Below are 18,777 nucleotides of genomic sequence, written 5' to 3' on the forward strand. Positions count from 1 at the left end.
ATCTCGGACACGCAGCTTAGGGCTTGGCACCCCAAATTCAGTCCCGCCTATGGACCGCAAACGCATGTTTTCGGCCAGAATAATCCGGTGGAAGTCATCTTCCGACCCCGAACATAGAGCTCTCGAAGCAAGGGCGATCTCACCCGCGGAACAGCGTGCCGAATCCCGATAAAATCGAGGGCTCGCGCTACGTTAAGAAAGATCGTGGCCCTTGTGTTTGCGATGTATCCGCAGAACCGTCGGCCCACGTCTGGCGAGGCATCTATCGGAGCAGGAGGCGCCGGTTGCGCTTTAAGGCAGCTAATGTCGATGGGCGAGAGATTCGGATTTCGAAATCGAACGGTAGTGCAGCTCTTATGGACGAACTTGCACAAGCAGCGTTAGATAATCGGTGCGCAGGGCTCTATTTTGGTCTTTGACCGATTCTGCCCGATCGGTGGATTGGGTCGAATTTTCACACGCCAACCTTTCAAGGCAACGAGAGTGCGATTGAGCAAGAACGCGTACGGACCCAGGCTTTTGATCTTATGGACGGTGGCCTTCCATCCTGTCGGCGCGAATGCTGCCGACCAGGAGCATACATACGAGCGAGCAAGTGGCGATCTCGGAGGCGGCACCGTCAAGGTCAAGCTTCTTGATGAAAAAGCAGCGCGTGCCCGGTTAGTGGTGCAAGTCGGCGGCATTCCGAACGGGCAATCGACCTCAGGCGACTGCGGTTTCATCGCTGAAGGGAATCTCGTTGCGAATGTTTTCAATGGCACCGTGACCCGTACCAATGTTGTTGCCGATCTTGCTCCTAAGGGAGATCCGGCCGATACAGGATTTCCGCCGCTGGTGGCCGTCGTGAAGCAGGACGCACTGATCTTCAAGGCTATGGACGCAGCGGTGGGCAAGTTTTGCGGTGGGGATGGTTCCTCGCTCGGCGGCGTGTTTCGCCTGAAAGACTAACCGACTGGATATCGAAGCCGATGAGGAGAGCGATGTTCCAGTCTGTTCCGAATAGTCATTGCGGCAAGGCCTGATCGAATAGAAGAAGTTTCCGCGTTATGGTGATTTTGCGCGCTGGCGGCATGCGCGCTCAGCAGACAATCAGCTTTGAGAGCTGCGTGGCGGGCCGCCACGAGATACTGCGACTTTTGCCGGTCTGAGTGGACGGGTTCCTATGGCGTAGCCAGGTTCGACCACCATCGTGACAGTGCCACGGGGAACACTTGGATCTTCTGTTTCGAACATTGCTTCGTGAAAGTTTGGATCAAACGCCTCGCCAGCGGGATCGAGTTTGGTGACGCCGTGCTTTTCCAGTGTACGCAACAGCTCTTTTTCGGTTAGTTCGACGCCTTCTATCAGAGTCCGTACAGGCCCTTTGTCCCGACGAATTTCCTCCGGAATGCTGCTGATTGCGCGCGCGAGGTTATCGGCCACCCGCGTCATGTCGCCGGCGAATTGGGTAACGGCATATTGCCGTGCATCGCTCACGTCGCGTTCGGCTCGCCGGCGCACGTTTTCCGTCTCGGCCAAAGCGCGAAGCAGGCGATCTTGAAGGCTTTTGTTATCTGCCTCCAGGCTCTTCAGTTTTTCAGATAGGGCCATTTCGGAGGGGCGCTCGTCGATAGCAACCGCCTCCTGGCTGTTGTTTCCTTCGACAGGTTCGATCGGCGGATGCAGGCCCTCGACGGCCTTTGTCGATTTTTCGTGAGGCTGCCGTTTCTCGTTGCTCATCTCGATATCCTGTCACGATTTGTCATTGGAGGCTGGGAACGAAACCCGCGCCTCGAATGTAACGATGGGAGAACTCATGGTATTGTTCCGAGCCGGCAGGCAAAGCCGATGAGGGTCACGCCCTGGAATATCAGGTCGATCGCCAAAAGCAGGCCAAGGAGCCAGATGCTGTTGACCGGCCATCCGATCAGGAAAATCAATCCCGCAAGAGCCGTCACCGCACCGGATGCGATGATCCAGCCCCAGCCCTTCGTCGACCGGGCGCGAACGCCAATGAGCAGTCGGAGTACACCAGCCGACAGGGTCAACACCGCAAGCAATAGCGTGAGGATCACCGACGCGAGCGCTGGATTGGCGAAGGCGGTTAAACCGGCTATTGCATAGAATAAGCCACTGACGAGCCAGAGCAAAAAACCACCCCACGTCCTGACGCTGAAGGCGTGCAGAACCTGTAATGTCCCAGCCACGGTCATAAGGATGCCGACATAGAAGACAGCGGTAATCGTTGCATAGAACAGGTTGCCCGCAGCAATGGCGCCGAGGGCGATAAAGACGACACCGAGGAAGAGGAACCATCCCCACTTCCCGTGTGCATTGGCGAATGTCTCCCGCCGAGCGGGAATCACGTTGATCGACGTCATCTGCAGCCTCCTTTGCCCGACCGGGCGGCAAGGATTTCGAATCCGGCTTCGAGTTTGGCGAGCGGCTGCTCTTCCACGCTCATATTGGAAGGACGCAATGAATGTGCCAATTGGAATAACGTGTAAAAACAGTAGCTTGCTTTAGCGACAAAGAATGAAGCGGACATATTGTCCAAACCTGCCGGGACAACATGTCAGATACGCAAGTGGGAAAAAGCTCTCGGTTGCGAAGGAGAGATGGCTGATCTGCGCATCCCACCCCTATGGCGGCGTAGCTGAAAACAGATAATTGCCGAACCGTTTCCTACGAGCTCTTTCGAATTGCTCGAGCGTCTGCGGTTTGACAAACAATGCAACGACCTCGGGATGTGCTGAGCGGACCTTTTCCTCGATCGAAGCTACGCATTCTTCGATCTGCTCGGTAAATAGGGTAGGGTCGAATTCAATACTAAGCGCCACCATCGCCTGATCGGGAGCGAGTTGTGCCGTCAATGCGCTGTTTGCGTGCACCACGCCATGTTGTTCCTGGGCAATGGTACAGATGGCTTCGACAAGGGCAGGGGTTGCCCGTTCTCCGATCAACAGGCTTTTACTCTCAGCCGCCAGAAGGATCGCCGTTATCGCGAGAACGACGCCGATCAGGATCGAAGCTATGCCGTCCAGCACCGGCATTTGAAGCTGTTCGGCCGCGGCAATCCCGATCATGGCAATTGCAATGCCGATCAGGGCGGCGCTGTCTTCGAACAGCACCATGAATGCGGGCGGATCCTTGCTTTGGCGGAATGCTTTCCAGAAACCCAGGTTGCCACGCGCCTTTGCGAAGGCTCGCCAGCCGACAACCCAGGAGGCGCTCTCGAACATGAAAGAAAGAGTGAGAACGAGATAGCTGATCTGCGTGTCTTCAACAGGATGAGGAGCCAGCACATGCCGAACGCCCTGATAGATCGAAACGCCGGCGCCTAATGCAAACAGCAGCAATGCGACAATGAAACTCCAGAAATAGAGCTCACGGCCGAAGCCGAGGGGATGGACGAGGTCCGGCCTTCGAACGGCACGACGGTATCCGTAGAGAATGAGGCCTTCGTTGCCGCAGTCGACGACTGAGTGCACAGCCTCACTAAACATTGCCGCGCTGCCGGTGATGGCAGCAGCAGCGAGCTTCGTTATTGCGACGGCGATGTTGCCGGCCAATGCTGCATAGACGGCCGTTCGAGCGGAATGCCGTCCCTGTATGCGCGGATCGGAAATCGCTGTGGACACCGCCGTTTCCTATGAAAAAGTTGACGCCAGCAAAATCACATCAACCGATCGAATGACATTAATCCATGTCACGGAATGCATGTCCGGCCGTGGCCACCCCTTCGATGACACTCGGCGGCAGGAGGTCCGCTGCGTCGGTGCCGTCAAAAATCCATTCCTTTGGGTCGGCGAAGTCTGGGAGACTTGCTCCGGTACGCACGTAGAGACCGATGGCAGGCTTTTTTTCGTTGATGTAAAGATCATATTCTTGCACGATCAATCTCCTCTGCAGCCCAATTCAAAACCTATGCAAATCTGCTGCCGGGCCGAAGCTTGCCATTGGCAAAGGGCAGCGTAATAGTTGCAACGACATTGAAGCAACGGTCGTGCCAGTTCTAAAAGATCAGCGTAATCAATCGTCCATTGCTATGATGCATTTGACTTCCGACATTATGTCGGTGGGGTTTTGGACAAAATGTCCACTCCGGGGAGCACGTTTGCAAGATCCATTCCTGCTTATCTGGAGCATCGGGTCGGAAGCGGATCTCTTTTCCAATTCAATGTATGCATGGTATATTTGCCGCGACTGCAAGACGCTGCTGCAGGGCTAGTCGATGCAACGGCATATCTGTCAGCGTTGACAGAGCCTTCCATGAAAAATCCGGCGTGGCGCCGGACATTTTGTCCGATCGGCGCGGGACATCCTGTCTGAGAAATTCGACAAATCGCCTCTAAGCGATTGATATTCATGAATATCAAAAACTGGCACGGCTGTTGCTCTTCTCTTCGGCAATACCAGTTCGTCGCCCGATATCCTCACGGCGGCGGGGTCCGATCCGGATGACCGCCGTTGCTCCTTGAAGGATTGCGGCATGTGCGAGCTGGCAAAGGGGTGATCCCGGACGGACGGCTGTGCGGGGCGCGAACATCAATCCGCGAAGGAAACAGAGGAGTAATACGGTGAGTAAAGTTATCGGAATCGATCTGGGTACGACCAACTCCTGCGTTGCCGTGATGGACGGCAAGAACACGCGAATTATCGAGAACTCGGAAGGTGCGCGAACGACACCCTCGATCGTCGCCTTCACCAGCGACGGTGAACGTCTGGTCGGCCAGCCCGCGCGTAGACAAGCCGTCACCAACCCCACCAACACGATCTTTGCCGTGAAACGCCTCATTGGCCGCCGATACGACGATCCGACGGTCGAAAAGGATAAGGGTCTGGTCCCCTACAAAATCGTCAAGGCGGCCAATGGAGATGCCTGGGTCGAGGCGGAAGGCAAGACCTATTCGCCATCCCAGATCTCCGCCTTCATTCTTCAAAAGATGAAGGAAACGGCTGAGGCGAACCTGGGAGAGAAAGTAACGCAGGCGGTCATCACGGTTCCCGCCTACTTCAACGACGCCCAGCGCCAGGCAACCAAGGATGCCGGCAAGATCGCTGGACTTGAGGTTCTGCGTATCATCAACGAGCCGACGGCGGCAGCGCTGGCATATGGGCTTGAAAAGAAGAAGCAAGCGAAGATCGCTGTCTATGACCTCGGTGGCGGAACGTTCGACATTTCCATCCTCGACATCGGGGACGGCGTGTTCGAGGTGAAGTCGACGAATGGCGACACGTTCCTCGGCGGTGAGGATTTCGACATGCGCCTTGTCGAATACCTCTGCTCGGAATTCAAGAAGGAACAGGGTATCGACCTCAAAACCGATAAGCTCGCCCTCCAGCGCCTCAAAGAGGCTGCCGAAAAGGCGAAGATCGAGCTTTCGACAACAACTCAGACGGAAATCAACCTTCCCTTTATCACCGCCGACGCCACGGGACCGAAGCATCTGCAGGTCAAGATCACCCGGGCCAAATTCGAATCCCTGGTCGAGGATCTCGTGCAGCGGACGATCGAACCCTGTCTCAGCGCCTTGAAGGATGCTGGCCTGACCGCCAAGGAGGTGAGCGAGGTCGTGCTGGTCGGCGGCATGACCAGAATGCCGAAAATCCAGGAGGTCGTCGAAAAGATTTTTGGCAAAGAGCCTCACAAGGGTGTGAACCCTGATGAAGTGGTCGCCGTCGGCGCTGCGATCCAGGCGGGTGTATTGCAGGGCGACGTCAAGGATGTTCTGCTTCTCGACGTGACGCCTCTGTCGCTCGGATTGGAAACACTGGGCGGCGTCTTTACGCGCCTTATCGAACGCAACACGACCGTGCCGGCGCGCAAGAGCCAGACATTCTCCACCGCCGAGGACAACCAGAACGCAGTCACGATCCGCGTCTTCCAGGGCGAGCGTGAACTGGCGGCAGACAACAAGCTGCTCGGCCAGTTCGATCTGATGGGAATTCCGCCGGCGCCGCGCGGGACCCCGCAGATCGAGGTCACCTTCGATATCGATGCCAACGGCATCGTCAACGTCTCAGCCAAGGATAAGGGGACCGGCAAGGAACAGACCATCCAGATCCAGGCTTCGGGCGGCCTTTCTGAGGCCGATATCGACAGGATGATCAAGGATGCCGAAACCCATGCCTCCGAGGACAAGAAGCGAAGGGAAACCATCGAGGCCAAAAATGCCGGCGACGCCCTTATTCACGAAACGGAGAAGACTTTAGTCGAGCACGGCGCAAAGCTGGCGGATGCCGATCGCCGGACGATTGAAGATGCCGTGTCCAATCTCCGTGAGGCATTGAAAGGCAATGACGGCGACGCGATCACAGCCAAGGTCAATGCACTCCAGCAGGCGAGCATGAAATTGGCCGAAGCCGTCTATTCGCAATCTCAGCAGTCCGAACCCGCCGCACCGGCTTCCGGCAACGACGATGTCGTCGATGCGGAATTCACCGAACTCGACGACGACCAGAAGAAAGCGAATTGAGATCGATGGGGCGGAGCTTGGCAATCCGCCCCTCGATCGTCCCTCGTATAATTGCGGCGAGATCCAGCTATGAGGCGCTGCGCCTGGCTGGACTTGCAGTGATTGTCCCGGGGGATGAGTGGTCGGCTCTTCTTTATTCCTTTTCCCGTTTCGCGGAAGGAAGCTTAGAGGTCCGACGGAGCTCTCAGTCGAAAATTGGGTCACTTAATCATATCCGGAGTAAGACGTGAAAAATCCCTATGAGGTTCTTGGGGTCAGCCCGACCGCCTCCGCATCGGATATTCAGTCCGCATATCGCAAGCTTGCAAAAAAGCTGCATCCTGACCTGAATCCCGGTGATAAATCTGCGGAAGACAAGTTCAAGGAGGTTGCCGCCGCCTATGACCTTGTCGGTGATGCGGACAAGCGGAAACGCTTCGATGCCGGCGAGATCGATGAGACCGGTGCGGAACGATCGCAACATCACTATTACAGGGATTTCGCGCATTCCGACGGCGGTCATCCGTATATGGATACATCCGGCTTTGCGGATTTCATGGAGTCCGACGATGCCTTCGCGGACCTGCTCAGGCGTAGTCAGCGCAGCCGGGCAAACCGCCGCGGCGAAGACCTGCATTACACGCTGCCTATATCGTTCGTTGAATCGATCACCGGTGCCAACAAGCGTCTGACGCTGCCGGGCGGGGGCACTCTTGACGTCACCATCCCGGCCGGCCTCGTCGATGGCAAGATCCTTCGTCTCAAGGGCAAGGGGGCTCCCGGTGCGGGCAAGGGCGCGCCTGGCGACGCCCTTATTCAGGTCGAGGTTCTGCCCGACCCCCGCTTCCAGCGCGACGGTGACGACATATCGATAGAATTGCCGATTTCTCTCAATGAGGCCGTGCTTGGTGGAAAGATACGCGTGCCGACACCCACCGGCGACGTGTCCATGTCGATACCGAAAGGATCGAACACGGGTACGACGCTGCGCCTTCGCGGCAAGGGTGCCCCGCAGCGGGGAGGAGGACATGGCGACGAGTTCGTCAAGCTCAGGATTGTCCTGCCCAAGCACACTGATCCAGAGCTTGAGACCTTCGTGTCGAACTGGACGGCCGGAAGAGATTTCAACCCACGCGAGGACAGGTCATGATCATCACAAAGAAGGAGTTCCTCACTCAGTCGGGTCTCAAGGTGAAAACACTGGAATTATGGATCGAGCAAGAATGGGTCATCCCGCAGAACACACCGTCCGGGCCGGGTTTCTCGGATGCCGATATCGCCCGGGCGCATCTCATTCGCGAACTGACGGAAAAGGTGGGTGCGAACGATGCCGGGGTCGACATCATCCTGCATCTGCTCGACCAGCTACACGGCATGCGGCGTGCCTTCGAGCAGCTGCAATCTCATCTGGAGGATAAATTGCCTTAAGGCACCAGCTGAAACTGTTGACAGCATCTCCGAGGCGGGATGCTTTAGCAGCACGGCAATGCGCAATCGTCGATACAATAGCATCCAGGAGTGGCGGTGATGTCTGAGGAAGAGCCCAACGATATATCGGAACGCGTCAAGAATCCCGAATTCGGACCATGGCTCGCTCAAGCGTCGATCCTCGTCGTCGATGACGAACCGGGTATGCGAAACTTTCTGCTCAAGACCCTCGGTCCCCGCTGCAAGATTATCGAAGAGGCTGGGAATGCAGCCGAGGCGTCCCGCAAGCTCGATCAGCAGCATTTCGATGTCGTTATCCTCGACAACATCATGCCGAACATGAATGGTCTCGACTGGCTGGCGGAACAGCGCGCCACTGGTTTCTTCGCCGATGTCATCCTTATGACTGCTTATGCCGATCTCGACACGGCGATAAATGCGGTGCGCGTCGGCGTGGTCGATTTCGTTCTGAAGCCTTTCCGATCGAACCAGCTGTTAAATTCGATTGCTCGTTGCCTCGACCGTAGCCGGTTGCAGCGCGAGAATGACGTTTTGCGGCATCAACTGAATTTTTCGGCCCATCAGGTCTATCTTCGAAACAATATTATTGGGCAATCGCCTGCCATCGAGAAAGTTCGGGCGATGATTGCCCGTGTTGCTCCGATATCAACATCTGTTCTGCTGACCGGACCGTCCGGGACCGGCAAGGAAGTGGCTGCACGTTCCATACACTCTCTTTCGGATCGTGCCGACAAGCTGTTCGTGCCGATCAATTGCGGGGCAATCCCGGCCGACATGATCGAGAGCGAACTGTTCGGCCATCTGAAGGGAGCGTTTACAGGTGCCAACCGCACACGTGAGGGCCTGTTCCTGCATGCACAAGGCGGCACGATCTTCCTCGATGAAATCGCCGAGATGCCCTATTTGCTGCAGAGCAAGCTACTGCGGGTGCTGGAAGATCGGCGCGTTCGACCGATCGGTTCGGAGCGTGAGCTCCCGTTCGACGCCAGGTTTATCTTCGCAACAAATGCCGATCTGGAAGAACGCGTGGCAGCAGGGACCTTCCGCGCCGACCTTTATTTCCGGATCAATGTCGTCCAGATTCAACTGCCGCCGTTGAAAGACCGCGGCAATGACGTTTTGGAACTGGCAGGACTGTTCATGCGCGAAGTCGCACAGCAGGTTGGTATGCCGGCAGTGGAGATCGATGAACACATCCGCTCCTATCTTTTGCGATATGATTGGCCCGGCAACATAAGAGAGCTGCGGAATTTCATCGAAAGGGCTGTTATCCTCGGGAACTTTCCCGAGGAGGCGGAGAGGTCTCCCCTGGTTCCTGCACGAGCCGGCGGGCAGAGCTTGGCGGAAATCGAAAAGCGGCATATTCTTGCGGTGCTGCGAGAGGTTGGCGGCGATCGTGAGGAGGCCGCTCGGCGGCTCGGAATTTCTCGCAAAACGATCGACCGGAAATGTGTAAACTGGAATGCGTGAGGGAACGAGCGAGATTTCAAACCGCAAGGCATCGGTCCGTTATCGCCTTCTGGCAATCGCACTCGTGCCGATGCTCGTCATCCTGCCCATACTGCTAGGCATCACGATCTACCGCTGGAATGAGCGATTCGATGCGCTGGCGATATCCAAGGTCAACGATGATCTGACGATCGCCCATTTTTACATCGATAGAATGCTGGCGGTCACGGAAGAGCGTCTCGCCGCCGTCAGCCAATCCGCCCGCTTTCGAGATCTCACCGCCGGTGGACGTGTCGCGAGCGACGATCTTGATGCCTTCCTGAAGGAGACGGCCAGCGATCGCGGCCTGGATTTCCTTTATCTCATCGACGACTCGGGCAACGTCGTCGCCAGTAGCCGCCCGCTTGCCAGCGCTTTGCCTCGCTGGGACTGGCCCGTCGTAAAAGCGGCTCTTGATGGAAAGTCATCTGCCGGTTTCGATGTCTTTGACCAGAACGAGCTTTCCGCGCTGACACCGGACCTTGCAGAGCAGGCGCGGATTGCGCTTGTGCAACCGGGTTCGGATTCGCCTTCAGGCACTCAACAGGAAAGCCGGGGTCTTGTTCTTCATTCCGCTACTGTGGCGGCATGGGCGGATGGGAAACGTGGCGCATTGGTTGCCGGCGTGCTTCTGAACAAGAACACCTCGTTTGTCGATACCATCAACAGGTTGATTTACAACGAAGCCAGCCTGCCAGTCGACAGCCGCGGGACCGCAACCGTGTTCCTGTCGGATGTCCGGATCAGCACGAATGTGGATCTTTTCGAAGGAAGACGTGCAATCGGAACCCGCGTTTCGCCGGAGGTGGGCGAAGCGGTCCTCAAATATGGGAGGACCTGGAGAGAGCAGGCCTTTGTCGTCAATGACTGGTATATCTCCGCCTATCAACCGTTGCTGGATACCTACAATCGTCGCGTCGGAATGCTCTATGTCGGTTTCCTGCAGAAGCCATTTACCGATGCGAAAAGAGAAACGCTGATCGCGATCGTCATCGCTTTCGGGGTAGCAGTTGCCGCGACCGTACCTTTGTTTCTGGTTTGGGCGACCAACATCTTCCGACCGCTGGAACGCATGACACGGACGATCAGTGCCGTCGAAACGGGCGATCTTGCCGCGCGAACCGGCCTTCCTAAAATGGGAGACGAAATCGGCCAGGTCGCATCGGAATTGGACCGATTGCTCGACCAGGTTCAGGAGCGCGATGCGGAATTGCGGCTATGGAATACGGAACTCAATCAGCGTGTGGAAGAGCGGGCCCGCGCGTTACAGATGGCAAACGAGCAGCTCGAAACCACAACTAAACAGCTGATCATGTCGGAGAAGCTCGCGGCGATCGGTGAAATTACGGCCGGCGTCGCCCATGAGATCAACAATCCCATTGCCGTGATACAGGGCAATCTCGAGGTCATTCAGAGCATCGTCGGAGACGAAGCCGATAGGGCCAAAAGCGAGTTCAAGCTGATCGACCAGCAATTGATGCGCATCAGCGAGATGGTCACCAATCTCCTCAAGTTTTCGAAGCCTCAGGAATATGCCGGGGTTCTGGAACGATATAATCCCGCCGATGTCATCACCGACACTGTGCCGCTGGTGCGGCATCTTCTGAAGAAAACCACCGTTGAGATAGAGCGGGAGGACAATGCGACCCGGCTCATCGCGATGCCCCGCACCGAACTTCAGCAGGTGTTGATCAATCTGATTGTCAATGCGTTTCATGCCATGCCTCAAGGCGGTAAGCTGGCTCTCCGCACATTCGATTCGGAGGTGGATCGAACACCGGGGATAACGATCGAGGTCTCGGACACCGGCAGCGGCATGGAACCAGATGTCGCCACGAGAATTTTTGACGCATTTTTCACGACCAAGCGCCGCGAAGGCACGGGTTTGGGCCTTTCCATCTGCCAGATGCTCGTGACGCGCCAGGGCGGCAGTATTGCGGTTGCCAGCAAACCCGGTGAAGGAACAACCTTTACGGTCTGGCTTCCCGAAGCCACCTGAGACAGCCCTGCCAGGGACAAATAGTCCTGTGTCAGGCGACAGTTTGTCCGCGGCCTGTGCCACTCCGCTTAGCGAACCATTGAAAAGGCTTGAAAACGACAAGTGGCACGATTGTTGCGGCGCTATTGTGCGACCCGCCGATCAAGCTGTGCGACAGACAAGCGATCGGGCGGGTGACATTCAACGCAAACGGAACCCGGGAGGTCCTCAATGACCGCCGTATCGACCGAACAGCTTTCGAAAGATATGCAGGCCTCGGCACAAAAGCTCGAACAGGCCGGACTGATCCCGCAATCGCAGGACCAGCCGTTGAACGCAAATGACCTGCTCTTCTATTTGACGCAGACATCCATGCCTATGGCCGATCTTCTGCAGCAGCACGGTCTTTTTCTCGATGATCGCGGACTGAATTACGATCTCGCGCAATTCGACGCCATCGGCCAGATCGCTAACAAGGTGGTCATAGAACGACAGGCCGGCTACCTGGACGGCGTCTGGAAACAGCTTGATCTCTCGACCGACGAGGATATGGATTCCAACGGGACCTATATTCTGACAGCACTTGTGGCACTTGAAATCCTGTATGGCCCCAGCCGATCTCAGCAATAGACCTCGACGCAAAGACAATTTGTCCTGCCTGAGCCGACACATTGTCTTTGCCTGTGTTGCTTCATGAGGATAGGCAATTGATTTTGAAGGACTTTCCTATCTGGCACGATGGTTGCTCCAGTATTCCATACCTGAAGCCGAATGGTTTGGAACGAGGGAGAGAATTGTGTCCGATCTGATCGCTATCGTCTACCCGACCGAAGACAAAGCCGAGGCCATAAGGCAGAACCTCGTGAACCTTCAGAAGGAATATTTGATCGAGCTTTCCGACGCCGTGATCGCCGTCAAACAGGATAATGGCAGGGTCAAGCTCATTCAATTGATGAACACAACGGCTGTCGGCGCCATTTCCGGCGGTTTCTGGGGACTGTTGATCGGGTCCATTTTTCTCATGCCGCTCCTTGGCGCATCGATCGGTGCCGCTTCCGGCGCACTTGGCGGTGCATTGACCGATTACGGCATCAATGACGGCTTCATGAGGGAGCTCGCAAGAAATCTGAAGTCGGAGAACGCCGCGCTGTTCCTGCTGATCCGCAAGATGACCGCCGACAAGGTTCTCGATGAGCTCAAGGGCACCGGCGGAACGGTGCTTAGAACATCGCTGGATCACACCAAGGAACAGGCGCTGCGTGACGCGCTGGCGGCATCGCCCGGCTTCGGAAGCACGGCGCCTGCCGGGACCTCCTCGAACAACTGACGCTGACTTGTTCCAGCTTGTCTCAGTCGTCCAATCGCCGTTGTAGAAGGTGGCCAAAATGAACATCGAAAAATTCACGGACCGCGCGAAGGGCTTCATACAGTCGGCTCAATCGCTCGCCATGCGGGACGGAAATCCGCAATTTAACAGCCTGCATCTGCTGAAGGTATTGCTTGACGATAATGAGGGTCTCGTTTCCGGCCTTATCGATCGTTCCGGCGGCAATTCCCGCACGGTTCTCGGCGCGACCGAGGATGCGCTTCAAAAATTGCCGAAGGTCTCGGGCTCCGGGGCAGGGCAGGTCTATATGGCTTCCGAACTTGCCCGCCTATTCGACGCCGCGGAAAAGATCGCGGAAAAAGCCGGCGACAGCTTCGTGACTGTCGAGCGGCTGTTCCAGTCATTGGTCGAGGAGCGTAGCAGCGATGCGGGTAGGATCCTTTCCGATACCGGTGTGAACCTTCAAGCGATTACGGCGGCGATCAGCGCGCTACGCAAGGGGCGCACCGCCGACAATGCCTCGGCCGAGAATGCTTACGACGCTCTGAAGAAATATGCCCGCGACCTCACCAAGGCTGCGCGAGACGGAAAACTCGACCCTGTGATCGGCCGCGACGAGGAGATTCGGCGTACGGTCCAGGTTCTGTCGCGCCGGACCAAGAACAATCCTGTCCTGATCGGCGAGCCGGGTGTCGGCAAGACTGCGATCGTCGAGGGGCTGGCGCTTCGCATCGTCAATGGCGATGTACCCGAAAGCCTGCACAACAAGAAACTTCTGGCGCTCGACCTCGGTGCTCTCATTGCCGGTGCGAAATACAGGGGCGAGTTCGAGGAGCGGCTGAAGGCTGTACTGCAGGAGGTGACGTCTGCGGAAGGCGGCATCATCCTGTTCATCGATGAAATGCATACGCTGATCGGCGCGGGTAAGACCGATGGCGCCATGGATGCTTCCAATCTGCTGAAGCCGGCGCTGGCGCGGGGCGAATTGCACTGTGTCGGTGCGACCACGCTCGACGAATACCGCAAACACGTCGAGAAGGATCCGGCCCTGGCGCGGCGCTTCCAGCCAGTCTTCGTGCCGGAGCCGAGCGTGGAGGATACCATCTCGATCCTGCGCGGCCTGAAGGAAAAATACGAGCTGCATCATGGCGTGCGGATTTCGGATGCGGCGCTGGTGGCGGCGGCCACCTTGTCCAATCGATACATCACGGATCGCTTCCTGCCCGACAAGGCGATCGATCTCGTCGACGAAGCCGCCGCGCGCCTGAAGATGCAGGTCGATTCGAAGCCGGAAGAACTGGACACGATCGACCGCGATGTCATTCGTCTGAAGATCGAGCAGGAAGCGCTGAAAAAGGAGAATGACAAGGGATCGAAGACCCGGCTTCAGGCGCTGGAAAAAGAACTGGCCGATCTGGAAAAGAGATCGGCCGATCTCACATCTAAATGGCAGGCGGAAAAGGGCAAGCTTTCCGATGCGCAGAAGATAAAAAGCGAGCTTGAGCAGTATCGCACCGAGCTTGCGAATGCGCAGCGCAAAGGCGAGTTCCAGCGGGCGGGTGAGCTTTCCTACAGCACGATTCCGGAGCTGGAAAAGAAACTTGCCGCCATCGAGGCGAGCGAAACCTCCTCGATCAGCGAGACGGTGACCGCCGACAGCGTCGCCCAGGTCGTATCGCGGTGGACCGGCGTGCCGGTCACCAAGATGCTGGAGGGTGAAAAGGACAAGCTGCTCCACATGGAGGAAAAGCTTGGCGAGCGCGTCGTTGGCCAGGCGCAGGCCGTGCGCGCGGTGTCGACCGCCGTGCGCCGCGCCCGTGCCGGCCTGCAAGATCCCAATCGTCCGATCGGCTCCTTCATGTTCCTCGGGCCGACCGGCGTCGGCAAGACCGAACTCGCCAAGGCTCTTGCGGAATTTCTCTTCGATGACGAGACTGCGATGGTTCGCATCGATATGTCCGAATTCATGGAGAAACACTCGGTCTCGCGGCTGATCGGCGCACCTCCTGGTTATGTGGGCTATGACGAGGGCGGGGTATTGACCGAAGCCGTCCGCCGCCGGCCTTATCAGGTCGTTCTCTTCGACGAGATCGAGAAGGCGCATCCGGATGTCTTCAACGTGCTACTTCAGGTGCTCGACGATGGGCGCCTGACCGACGGTCAGGGCCGGACGGTCGATTTCCGCAACACGCTGATCATCATGACCTCGAATATCGGCGCCGAATATCTGGTCAACCAGCCGGAGGGTGAAAAGACGAGTGTGGTGCGCGAAGAGGTCATGGCGATGGTTCGCGTCCATTTCCGTCCGGAATTCCTCAATCGCATTGACGCGATCATCTTGTTTCATCGTCTCCAGAAGACCGAGATGGGCCGCATCGTCGATATTCAGTTCGGCCGCCTCAAGAAGCTTCTCAGCGATCGAAAAATCAATCTGACGCTCGATACGAAGGCACAGAACTGGCTTGCCGAGAAAGGCTGGGATCCAGCTTTTGGAGCGCGCCCGCTGAAGCGGACCATTCAACGCTACGTACAGGACCCTCTCGCCGAACTGCTTCTTGGAGGCGACGTTCATGATGACTCGACGGTGAAAATCTCGGTCGGGAAAGAGGGGCTTACCTTCAATGGGAAGGCCGTCAAGATCATGGATGACGAAGACGACTAAGGCGCCATGGGACCAGTGCTGCAATCCACATTGTCGGTCGAATATCATTGCTCCGCGCAATCGACCTCAGAATTTCAATCTGCCAGCAAAGGAGAAGAAAAGTGACGGATCATAAGATCAAAAAGGGAATGGAAGTGATCGGTGCCGATGGCGTCCATGTCGGGACAGTTGATGAACTGGAAGGCGATCGTATCAAGCTCATCAAAAGCGATAGTGGCGACGCGTTTCACAAGGGTCGGCATCACCATTACATTGAGCTCGGTTTTGTTGCGGGCGTCGAAGGCGACAAGGTTCGCCTTTCCGCCAATGCCGATATTGCGGTGACGCTCGAGGAAGAGCGGTCCGGCCGCCCTGTGCCGGAGAATGAGTGATCCAAGCTTAGGCCCGGCAGATTTGACCTTGTGTGAAGCGCTCGCTACCCGGCGCCTTCAGCAAAGTCGTTGCAATCGATCGGGGAGGGGTGTTCGATAGATGCTCCTGTTATCGAGCGGAGCGGGAAATGATGATACCCGAGCCGCTCGAAATTCAGGGGAGATCGCCATCGGCAAGGTCGAGCACGGCTGAGAATCGCTCGACGGCTTTAGGTCGTTTGGAAAGAGGAGACAGGAAATGGCCATCACCCGTAAGGAGGAGGAGCGGGCACTCAGCGCCGAGGAGCGCGAAGTCGTCACGCAGACCCGCCATCCAGAAGTGCAGGCATTACCCGACGACGCATTGAACAAGTTGCTGCGCCGGCTTCGCGACATGCGTGACCGCGCCAAATCGCAGGCGAACCAGCAGCGACGGGAAATGCGTGGAAAATCGGATCCAAAGGGTGCAGCACCGAAGAGCTCCGACGCAGGGTCCAGGCTCAAGGCTTCCGTTCTGGCCCTTAGCCTGAAGCGGCTGAATGCCGAGATCCAGCGGCGTGCTTCGATGTCGAAGAACCATTCCCTGGTCGAAAATGCGCGGCATGCTCTTGAGCTCAAATTGCAGGCTCAGAAAAATAACATCCCCTACAATACCCGACACGCAAATCAGGGGATGCGCGACATACCCGACAAAAAAGTCATTTCGCTCGTCAGACCGGCGGAGCGTGGCCGGTTGAGAAAGGCGGCAGCCGTGGCCCAGGCCAGACGGGACGCCAGCGATTGAATGGGTAGGGCGGAAGCAGGCCTCGTAGCAAATGTCATCCGTCGGAAGTCATGTGATGGCAACAATGCCCTGCGCACTCCGTCTCACCCAGTGAGAGAAGATCCGCCTGACCGTGGCCCGAGCAGGTCTGCTAATCCTCTCGGGCTGTCGCGCAGGGCGGTCTTGAAGTGACTGCGTCGATCAGCATTCCTCGATCGCCCTCCGGTGCGATCCCGAAAGAAGTCAACGGATAGATTATGGCAGCAGACGAAACAAAACCAACCCCGCAGCCTGTCGTCGCGCGCCTCACGCGCGCGGCGATTTTTCTTGTTCTGACTATCAAACCCGGCCGCGAGAGCGAGACGGCCGTCCGGTCGATGTGCGCCGATCTTGGCGGGCTGCTTCGGGCGGTCGGATTCCGCGATCTTGAGGGTCGTCTTTCCTGTGTCATGGCCTTCGGATCTGATATGTGGGACCGCCTGTTTGATGGGCCGAGGCCGAAAGACTTGCACCCTTTCAAGGAAATCCACGGTGTGCATCATGCGGTTTCCACACCGGGCGACGTGCTCTTTCACATTCGCGCGGCCCGCATGGATCTCTGTTTCGAGCTCGCGATGGAGATCATGTCGCGGCTTGGAGATGCGGTGGCGACCGCAGATCAGGTCCAGGGGTTCAACTATTTCGACGACCGCGATCTGATCGGTTTCGTCGACGGGACGGAAAATCCGGTCGATCAGGCAGCCGTCGACGCGGCGATCATCGACGACGAAGATCCAGCCTTTGCCGGCGGCAGCTATGTGATCGTCCAGAAATACCTGCACGACCTGAACAAATGGAACGCGATACCCGTCGAGGTGCAGGAGGGTATCGTTGGGCGCAAGAAATTCTCCAACGTCGAACTCGATGACAGCGTCAAGCCGAGCTTTGCGCATAATGCGCTGACGACGATCGTCGAGAACGGCGAGGAGCTCGATATCGTCAGAGACAATATGCCGTTCGGCGATGTCGGGAAGGGCGAATTCGGAACCTATTTCATCGGCTACGCCCGATCTCCGGCGCGTATGGAACAGATGCTCGTCAATATGTTCGTCGGCCGGCCGCCGGGGAACTACGATCGCCTGCTTGACGTCAGCCAGGCGATTACTGGCAGCCTTTTCTTCGTTCCATCGGCGACCTTTCTTGATGGTGTCGAACCCGATGCGGCCTCTTCACCGGTCGCCGAGGCTGAATCCGTCTCCACGGATCAATCGGATAATACGAACTCCGCTCCCCAGAATGAAAACACGGACGGCTCCCTCGGGATCGGTTCCTTAAAGAAAGAGGTTTGATATGGACAATCTTCACAGGAAACTCGCTCCGATCTCGAACAAGGCCTGGGAGCAGGTCGAGGAAGAGGCGAGAAGGACGCTCAAGCGTCACCTGGCCGCACGGCGTGTGGTGGATGTCGACGGTCCGAAGGGCGCCGAGTTTTCAGCCGCCGGCACCGGGCACCTTAAACAGGTTGCGGGCCTGGGCGACGGCGTACAGGCTTCCCTGCGCGATGTCAAAGCGGTTGTCGAGCTTCGTGTTCCCTTCGAACTTTCGCGATCTGCGATTGACGATGTCGAGCGCGGATCGGAGGATTCCGATTGGTCGCCGGTCAAGGAAGCCGCCCGCAAGCTAGCCTTCAGCGAAGACCGTGCCGTCTTCGACGGCTTTGCTGCAGCCGGGATCCAGGGAATTCGTGAGGCCAGCAGCAATCCCGCGTTGAACCTTCCCTCAAGCCTCAAGAACTATCCCGACGTTGTTGCGAAGGCTGTCAGCCAGTTGCGTCTCGCCGGCGTCCAAGGCCCCTATGCCCTGGTTCTCGGTGAAGAAGAATATACCGCCGCAAGCGGCGGCAGCGACGAAGGCTATCCGGTGTTCCATCATATCGAAAAGGTCGTCGATGGCAGGATCATCTGGGCGCCCGCGATCAAGGGCGGCTTCGTTCTGACGACCAGAGGTGGGGACTTCTCGCTCGACCTTGGTCAGGACATTTCCATCGGCTACCTCAGCCATTCGGCAACAACGGTCGAACTCTACTTCCAGGAGAGCTTTACCTTCCGGATGCTGACCGCCGAAGCGGCGATCGCCTTGCTGCCTGCGCAGGCTGCGGCTGACAAGAGCGCGTAGACGACTGTTTAAGGGCGGATGCGATCATGGACAGCGGCTTGCCTCGTCTCGGGTTTTGCGGGGTAAGCTATCCGTGCTCAATGGATTTTCGCGAGACAGAAAACGATGCCGACGCGCAAGCCGGATACGCCGGTCAGCATGGCTACTCCAAGCCATGCGAGGTGGTGTG

General features: G+C 57.2%; 17 protein-coding genes. 13 read left to right on the plus strand and 4 right to left on the minus strand.

What is annotated here, in order from left to right; genetic code table 11:
• Positions 1-489: 489 nt before the first annotated feature.
• Positions 490-948, plus strand: coding sequence for a hypothetical protein (locus GA0061103_RS17655; protein ID WP_092713343.1), 459 nt, complete (start codon positions 490-492; stop codon positions 946-948).
• A gap of 141 nt (positions 949-1,089) precedes the next feature.
• Here the strand turns inward: GA0061103_RS17655 and grpE are convergent, their stop codons facing one another.
• The 4 genes from grpE to GA0061103_RS17675 form a co-directional block, all read right to left on the minus strand.
• Positions 1,090-1,719, minus strand: coding sequence for a nucleotide exchange factor GrpE (gene grpE / locus GA0061103_RS17660; RefSeq protein WP_092713345.1), 630 nt, complete (start codon positions 1,717-1,719; stop codon positions 1,090-1,092).
• A 74-nt stretch (positions 1,720-1,793) separates the two neighbouring features.
• A complete protein-coding gene (locus GA0061103_RS17665; protein ID WP_092713347.1) occupies positions 1,794-2,360 on the minus strand; it encodes an HdeD family acid-resistance protein in 567 nt (188 codons plus the stop codon).
• A gap of 261 nt (positions 2,361-2,621) precedes the next feature.
• On the minus strand, positions 2,622-3,593 hold the full coding sequence (locus tag GA0061103_RS17670; protein ID WP_092714338.1) for a cation diffusion facilitator family transporter: 972 nt from the start codon (positions 3,591-3,593) through the stop codon (positions 2,622-2,624).
• 85 nt (positions 3,594-3,678) lie between these two features.
• Positions 3,679-3,873: a hypothetical protein gene (locus tag GA0061103_RS17675; RefSeq protein WP_092714340.1), complete on the minus strand. Its 195-nt coding sequence runs from the start codon at positions 3,871-3,873 to the stop codon at positions 3,679-3,681.
• Between the two features lie 686 nt (positions 3,874-4,559).
• Between GA0061103_RS17675 and dnaK the strand changes: the two genes are divergently transcribed.
• The 12 genes from dnaK (at position 4,560) to GA0061103_RS17735 (ending at position 18,608) form a co-directional block, all read left to right on the plus strand.
• Positions 4,560-6,458, plus strand: coding sequence for a molecular chaperone DnaK (dnaK, locus tag GA0061103_RS17680; protein WP_092713349.1), 1,899 nt, complete (start codon positions 4,560-4,562; stop codon positions 6,456-6,458).
• A 226-nt stretch (positions 6,459-6,684) separates the two neighbouring features.
• A complete protein-coding gene (locus GA0061103_RS17685; RefSeq protein ID WP_092713351.1) occupies positions 6,685-7,587 on the plus strand; it encodes a DnaJ C-terminal domain-containing protein in 903 nt (300 codons plus the stop codon).
• Complete coding sequence (locus GA0061103_RS17690; protein WP_342587979.1) at positions 7,584-7,865, plus strand: chaperone modulator CbpM; 282 nt, start codon at positions 7,584-7,586, stop codon at positions 7,863-7,865. Before GA0061103_RS17685 ends, GA0061103_RS17690 begins: the two co-directional genes overlap by 4 nt.
• A gap of 99 nt (positions 7,866-7,964) precedes the next feature.
• Complete coding sequence (locus tag GA0061103_RS17695) at positions 7,965-9,356, plus strand: sigma-54-dependent transcriptional regulator (RefSeq protein WP_092713353.1); 1,392 nt, start codon at positions 7,965-7,967, stop codon at positions 9,354-9,356.
• Positions 9,349-11,373, plus strand: coding sequence for a sensor histidine kinase (locus GA0061103_RS17700; RefSeq protein ID WP_092713355.1), 2,025 nt, complete (start codon positions 9,349-9,351; stop codon positions 11,371-11,373). Before GA0061103_RS17695 ends, GA0061103_RS17700 begins: the two co-directional genes overlap by 8 nt.
• 210 nt (positions 11,374-11,583) lie before the next feature.
• Positions 11,584-11,982 carry a hypothetical protein gene (locus GA0061103_RS17705; RefSeq protein ID WP_092713357.1) on the plus strand — a complete coding sequence of 133 codons (399 nt, stop codon included), beginning with the start codon at positions 11,584-11,586 and terminating at the stop codon, positions 11,980-11,982.
• 166 nt (positions 11,983-12,148) lie between these two features.
• Positions 12,149-12,679, plus strand: a complete 531-nt coding sequence (locus GA0061103_RS17710) for a DUF1269 domain-containing protein (RefSeq protein ID WP_092713359.1) — start codon at positions 12,149-12,151, stop codon at positions 12,677-12,679.
• Positions 12,680-12,737: 58 nt separating this feature from the next.
• The gene (clpB, locus tag GA0061103_RS17715; RefSeq protein WP_092713361.1) at positions 12,738-15,341 is read left to right on the plus strand and encodes an ATP-dependent chaperone ClpB; all 2,604 of its coding nucleotides are present in this window, start codon (positions 12,738-12,740) and stop codon (positions 15,339-15,341) included.
• Positions 15,342-15,469: 128 nt separating this feature from the next.
• Positions 15,470-15,712, plus strand: a complete 243-nt coding sequence (locus tag GA0061103_RS17720; protein ID WP_092714344.1) for a DUF2171 domain-containing protein — start codon at positions 15,470-15,472, stop codon at positions 15,710-15,712.
• A gap of 238 nt (positions 15,713-15,950) precedes the next feature.
• Positions 15,951-16,475 carry a hypothetical protein gene (locus tag GA0061103_RS17725; protein ID WP_092713363.1) on the plus strand — a complete coding sequence of 175 codons (525 nt, stop codon included), beginning with the start codon at positions 15,951-15,953 and terminating at the stop codon, positions 16,473-16,475.
• A gap of 236 nt (positions 16,476-16,711) precedes the next feature.
• Positions 16,712-17,782, plus strand: a complete 1,071-nt coding sequence (locus tag GA0061103_RS17730) for a Dyp-type peroxidase (RefSeq protein ID WP_092713365.1) — start codon at positions 16,712-16,714, stop codon at positions 17,780-17,782.
• A 1-nt stretch (position 17,783) separates the two neighbouring features.
• Positions 17,784-18,608, plus strand: coding sequence for a family 1 encapsulin nanocompartment shell protein (locus tag GA0061103_RS17735; RefSeq protein WP_092713367.1), 825 nt, complete (start codon positions 17,784-17,786; stop codon positions 18,606-18,608).
• The last annotated feature ends 169 nt before the right edge of the window (positions 18,609-18,777 follow it).

The sequence above is a fragment of the Martinezella multihospitum genome, assembly GCF_900094585.1.
Lineage (GTDB): Bacteria > Pseudomonadota > Alphaproteobacteria > Rhizobiales > Rhizobiaceae > Rhizobium > Rhizobium multihospitium.

Excerpts from the sequence above, each read along its gene's own strand:
- grpE (WP_092713345.1), bottom strand. The coding sequence starts at position 1,719 with ATGAGCAACGAGAAACGGCAGCCTCACGAAAAATCGACAAAGGCCGTC.
- GA0061103_RS17665 (WP_092713347.1), bottom strand. The coding sequence starts at position 2,360 with ATGACGTCGATCAACGTGATTCCCGCTCGGCGGGAGACATTCGCCAAT.
- GA0061103_RS17690 (WP_342587979.1), top strand. The coding sequence starts at position 7,584 with ATGATCATCACAAAGAAGGAGTTCCTCACTCAGTCGGGTCTCAAGGTG.
- GA0061103_RS17695 (WP_092713353.1), top strand. The coding sequence starts at position 7,965 with ATGTCTGAGGAAGAGCCCAACGATATATCGGAACGCGTCAAGAATCCC.
- GA0061103_RS17700 (WP_092713355.1), top strand. The coding sequence starts at position 9,349 with ATGCGTGAGGGAACGAGCGAGATTTCAAACCGCAAGGCATCGGTCCGT.
- GA0061103_RS17705 (WP_092713357.1), top strand. The coding sequence starts at position 11,584 with ATGACCGCCGTATCGACCGAACAGCTTTCGAAAGATATGCAGGCCTCG.
- clpB (WP_092713361.1), top strand. The coding sequence starts at position 12,738 with ATGAACATCGAAAAATTCACGGACCGCGCGAAGGGCTTCATACAGTCG.
- GA0061103_RS17720 (WP_092714344.1), top strand. The coding sequence starts at position 15,470 with ATGGAAGTGATCGGTGCCGATGGCGTCCATGTCGGGACAGTTGATGAA.
- GA0061103_RS17725 (WP_092713363.1), top strand. The coding sequence starts at position 15,951 with ATGGCCATCACCCGTAAGGAGGAGGAGCGGGCACTCAGCGCCGAGGAG.
- GA0061103_RS17730 (WP_092713365.1), top strand. The coding sequence starts at position 16,712 with ATGGCAGCAGACGAAACAAAACCAACCCCGCAGCCTGTCGTCGCGCGC.
- GA0061103_RS17735 (WP_092713367.1), top strand. The coding sequence starts at position 17,784 with ATGGACAATCTTCACAGGAAACTCGCTCCGATCTCGAACAAGGCCTGG.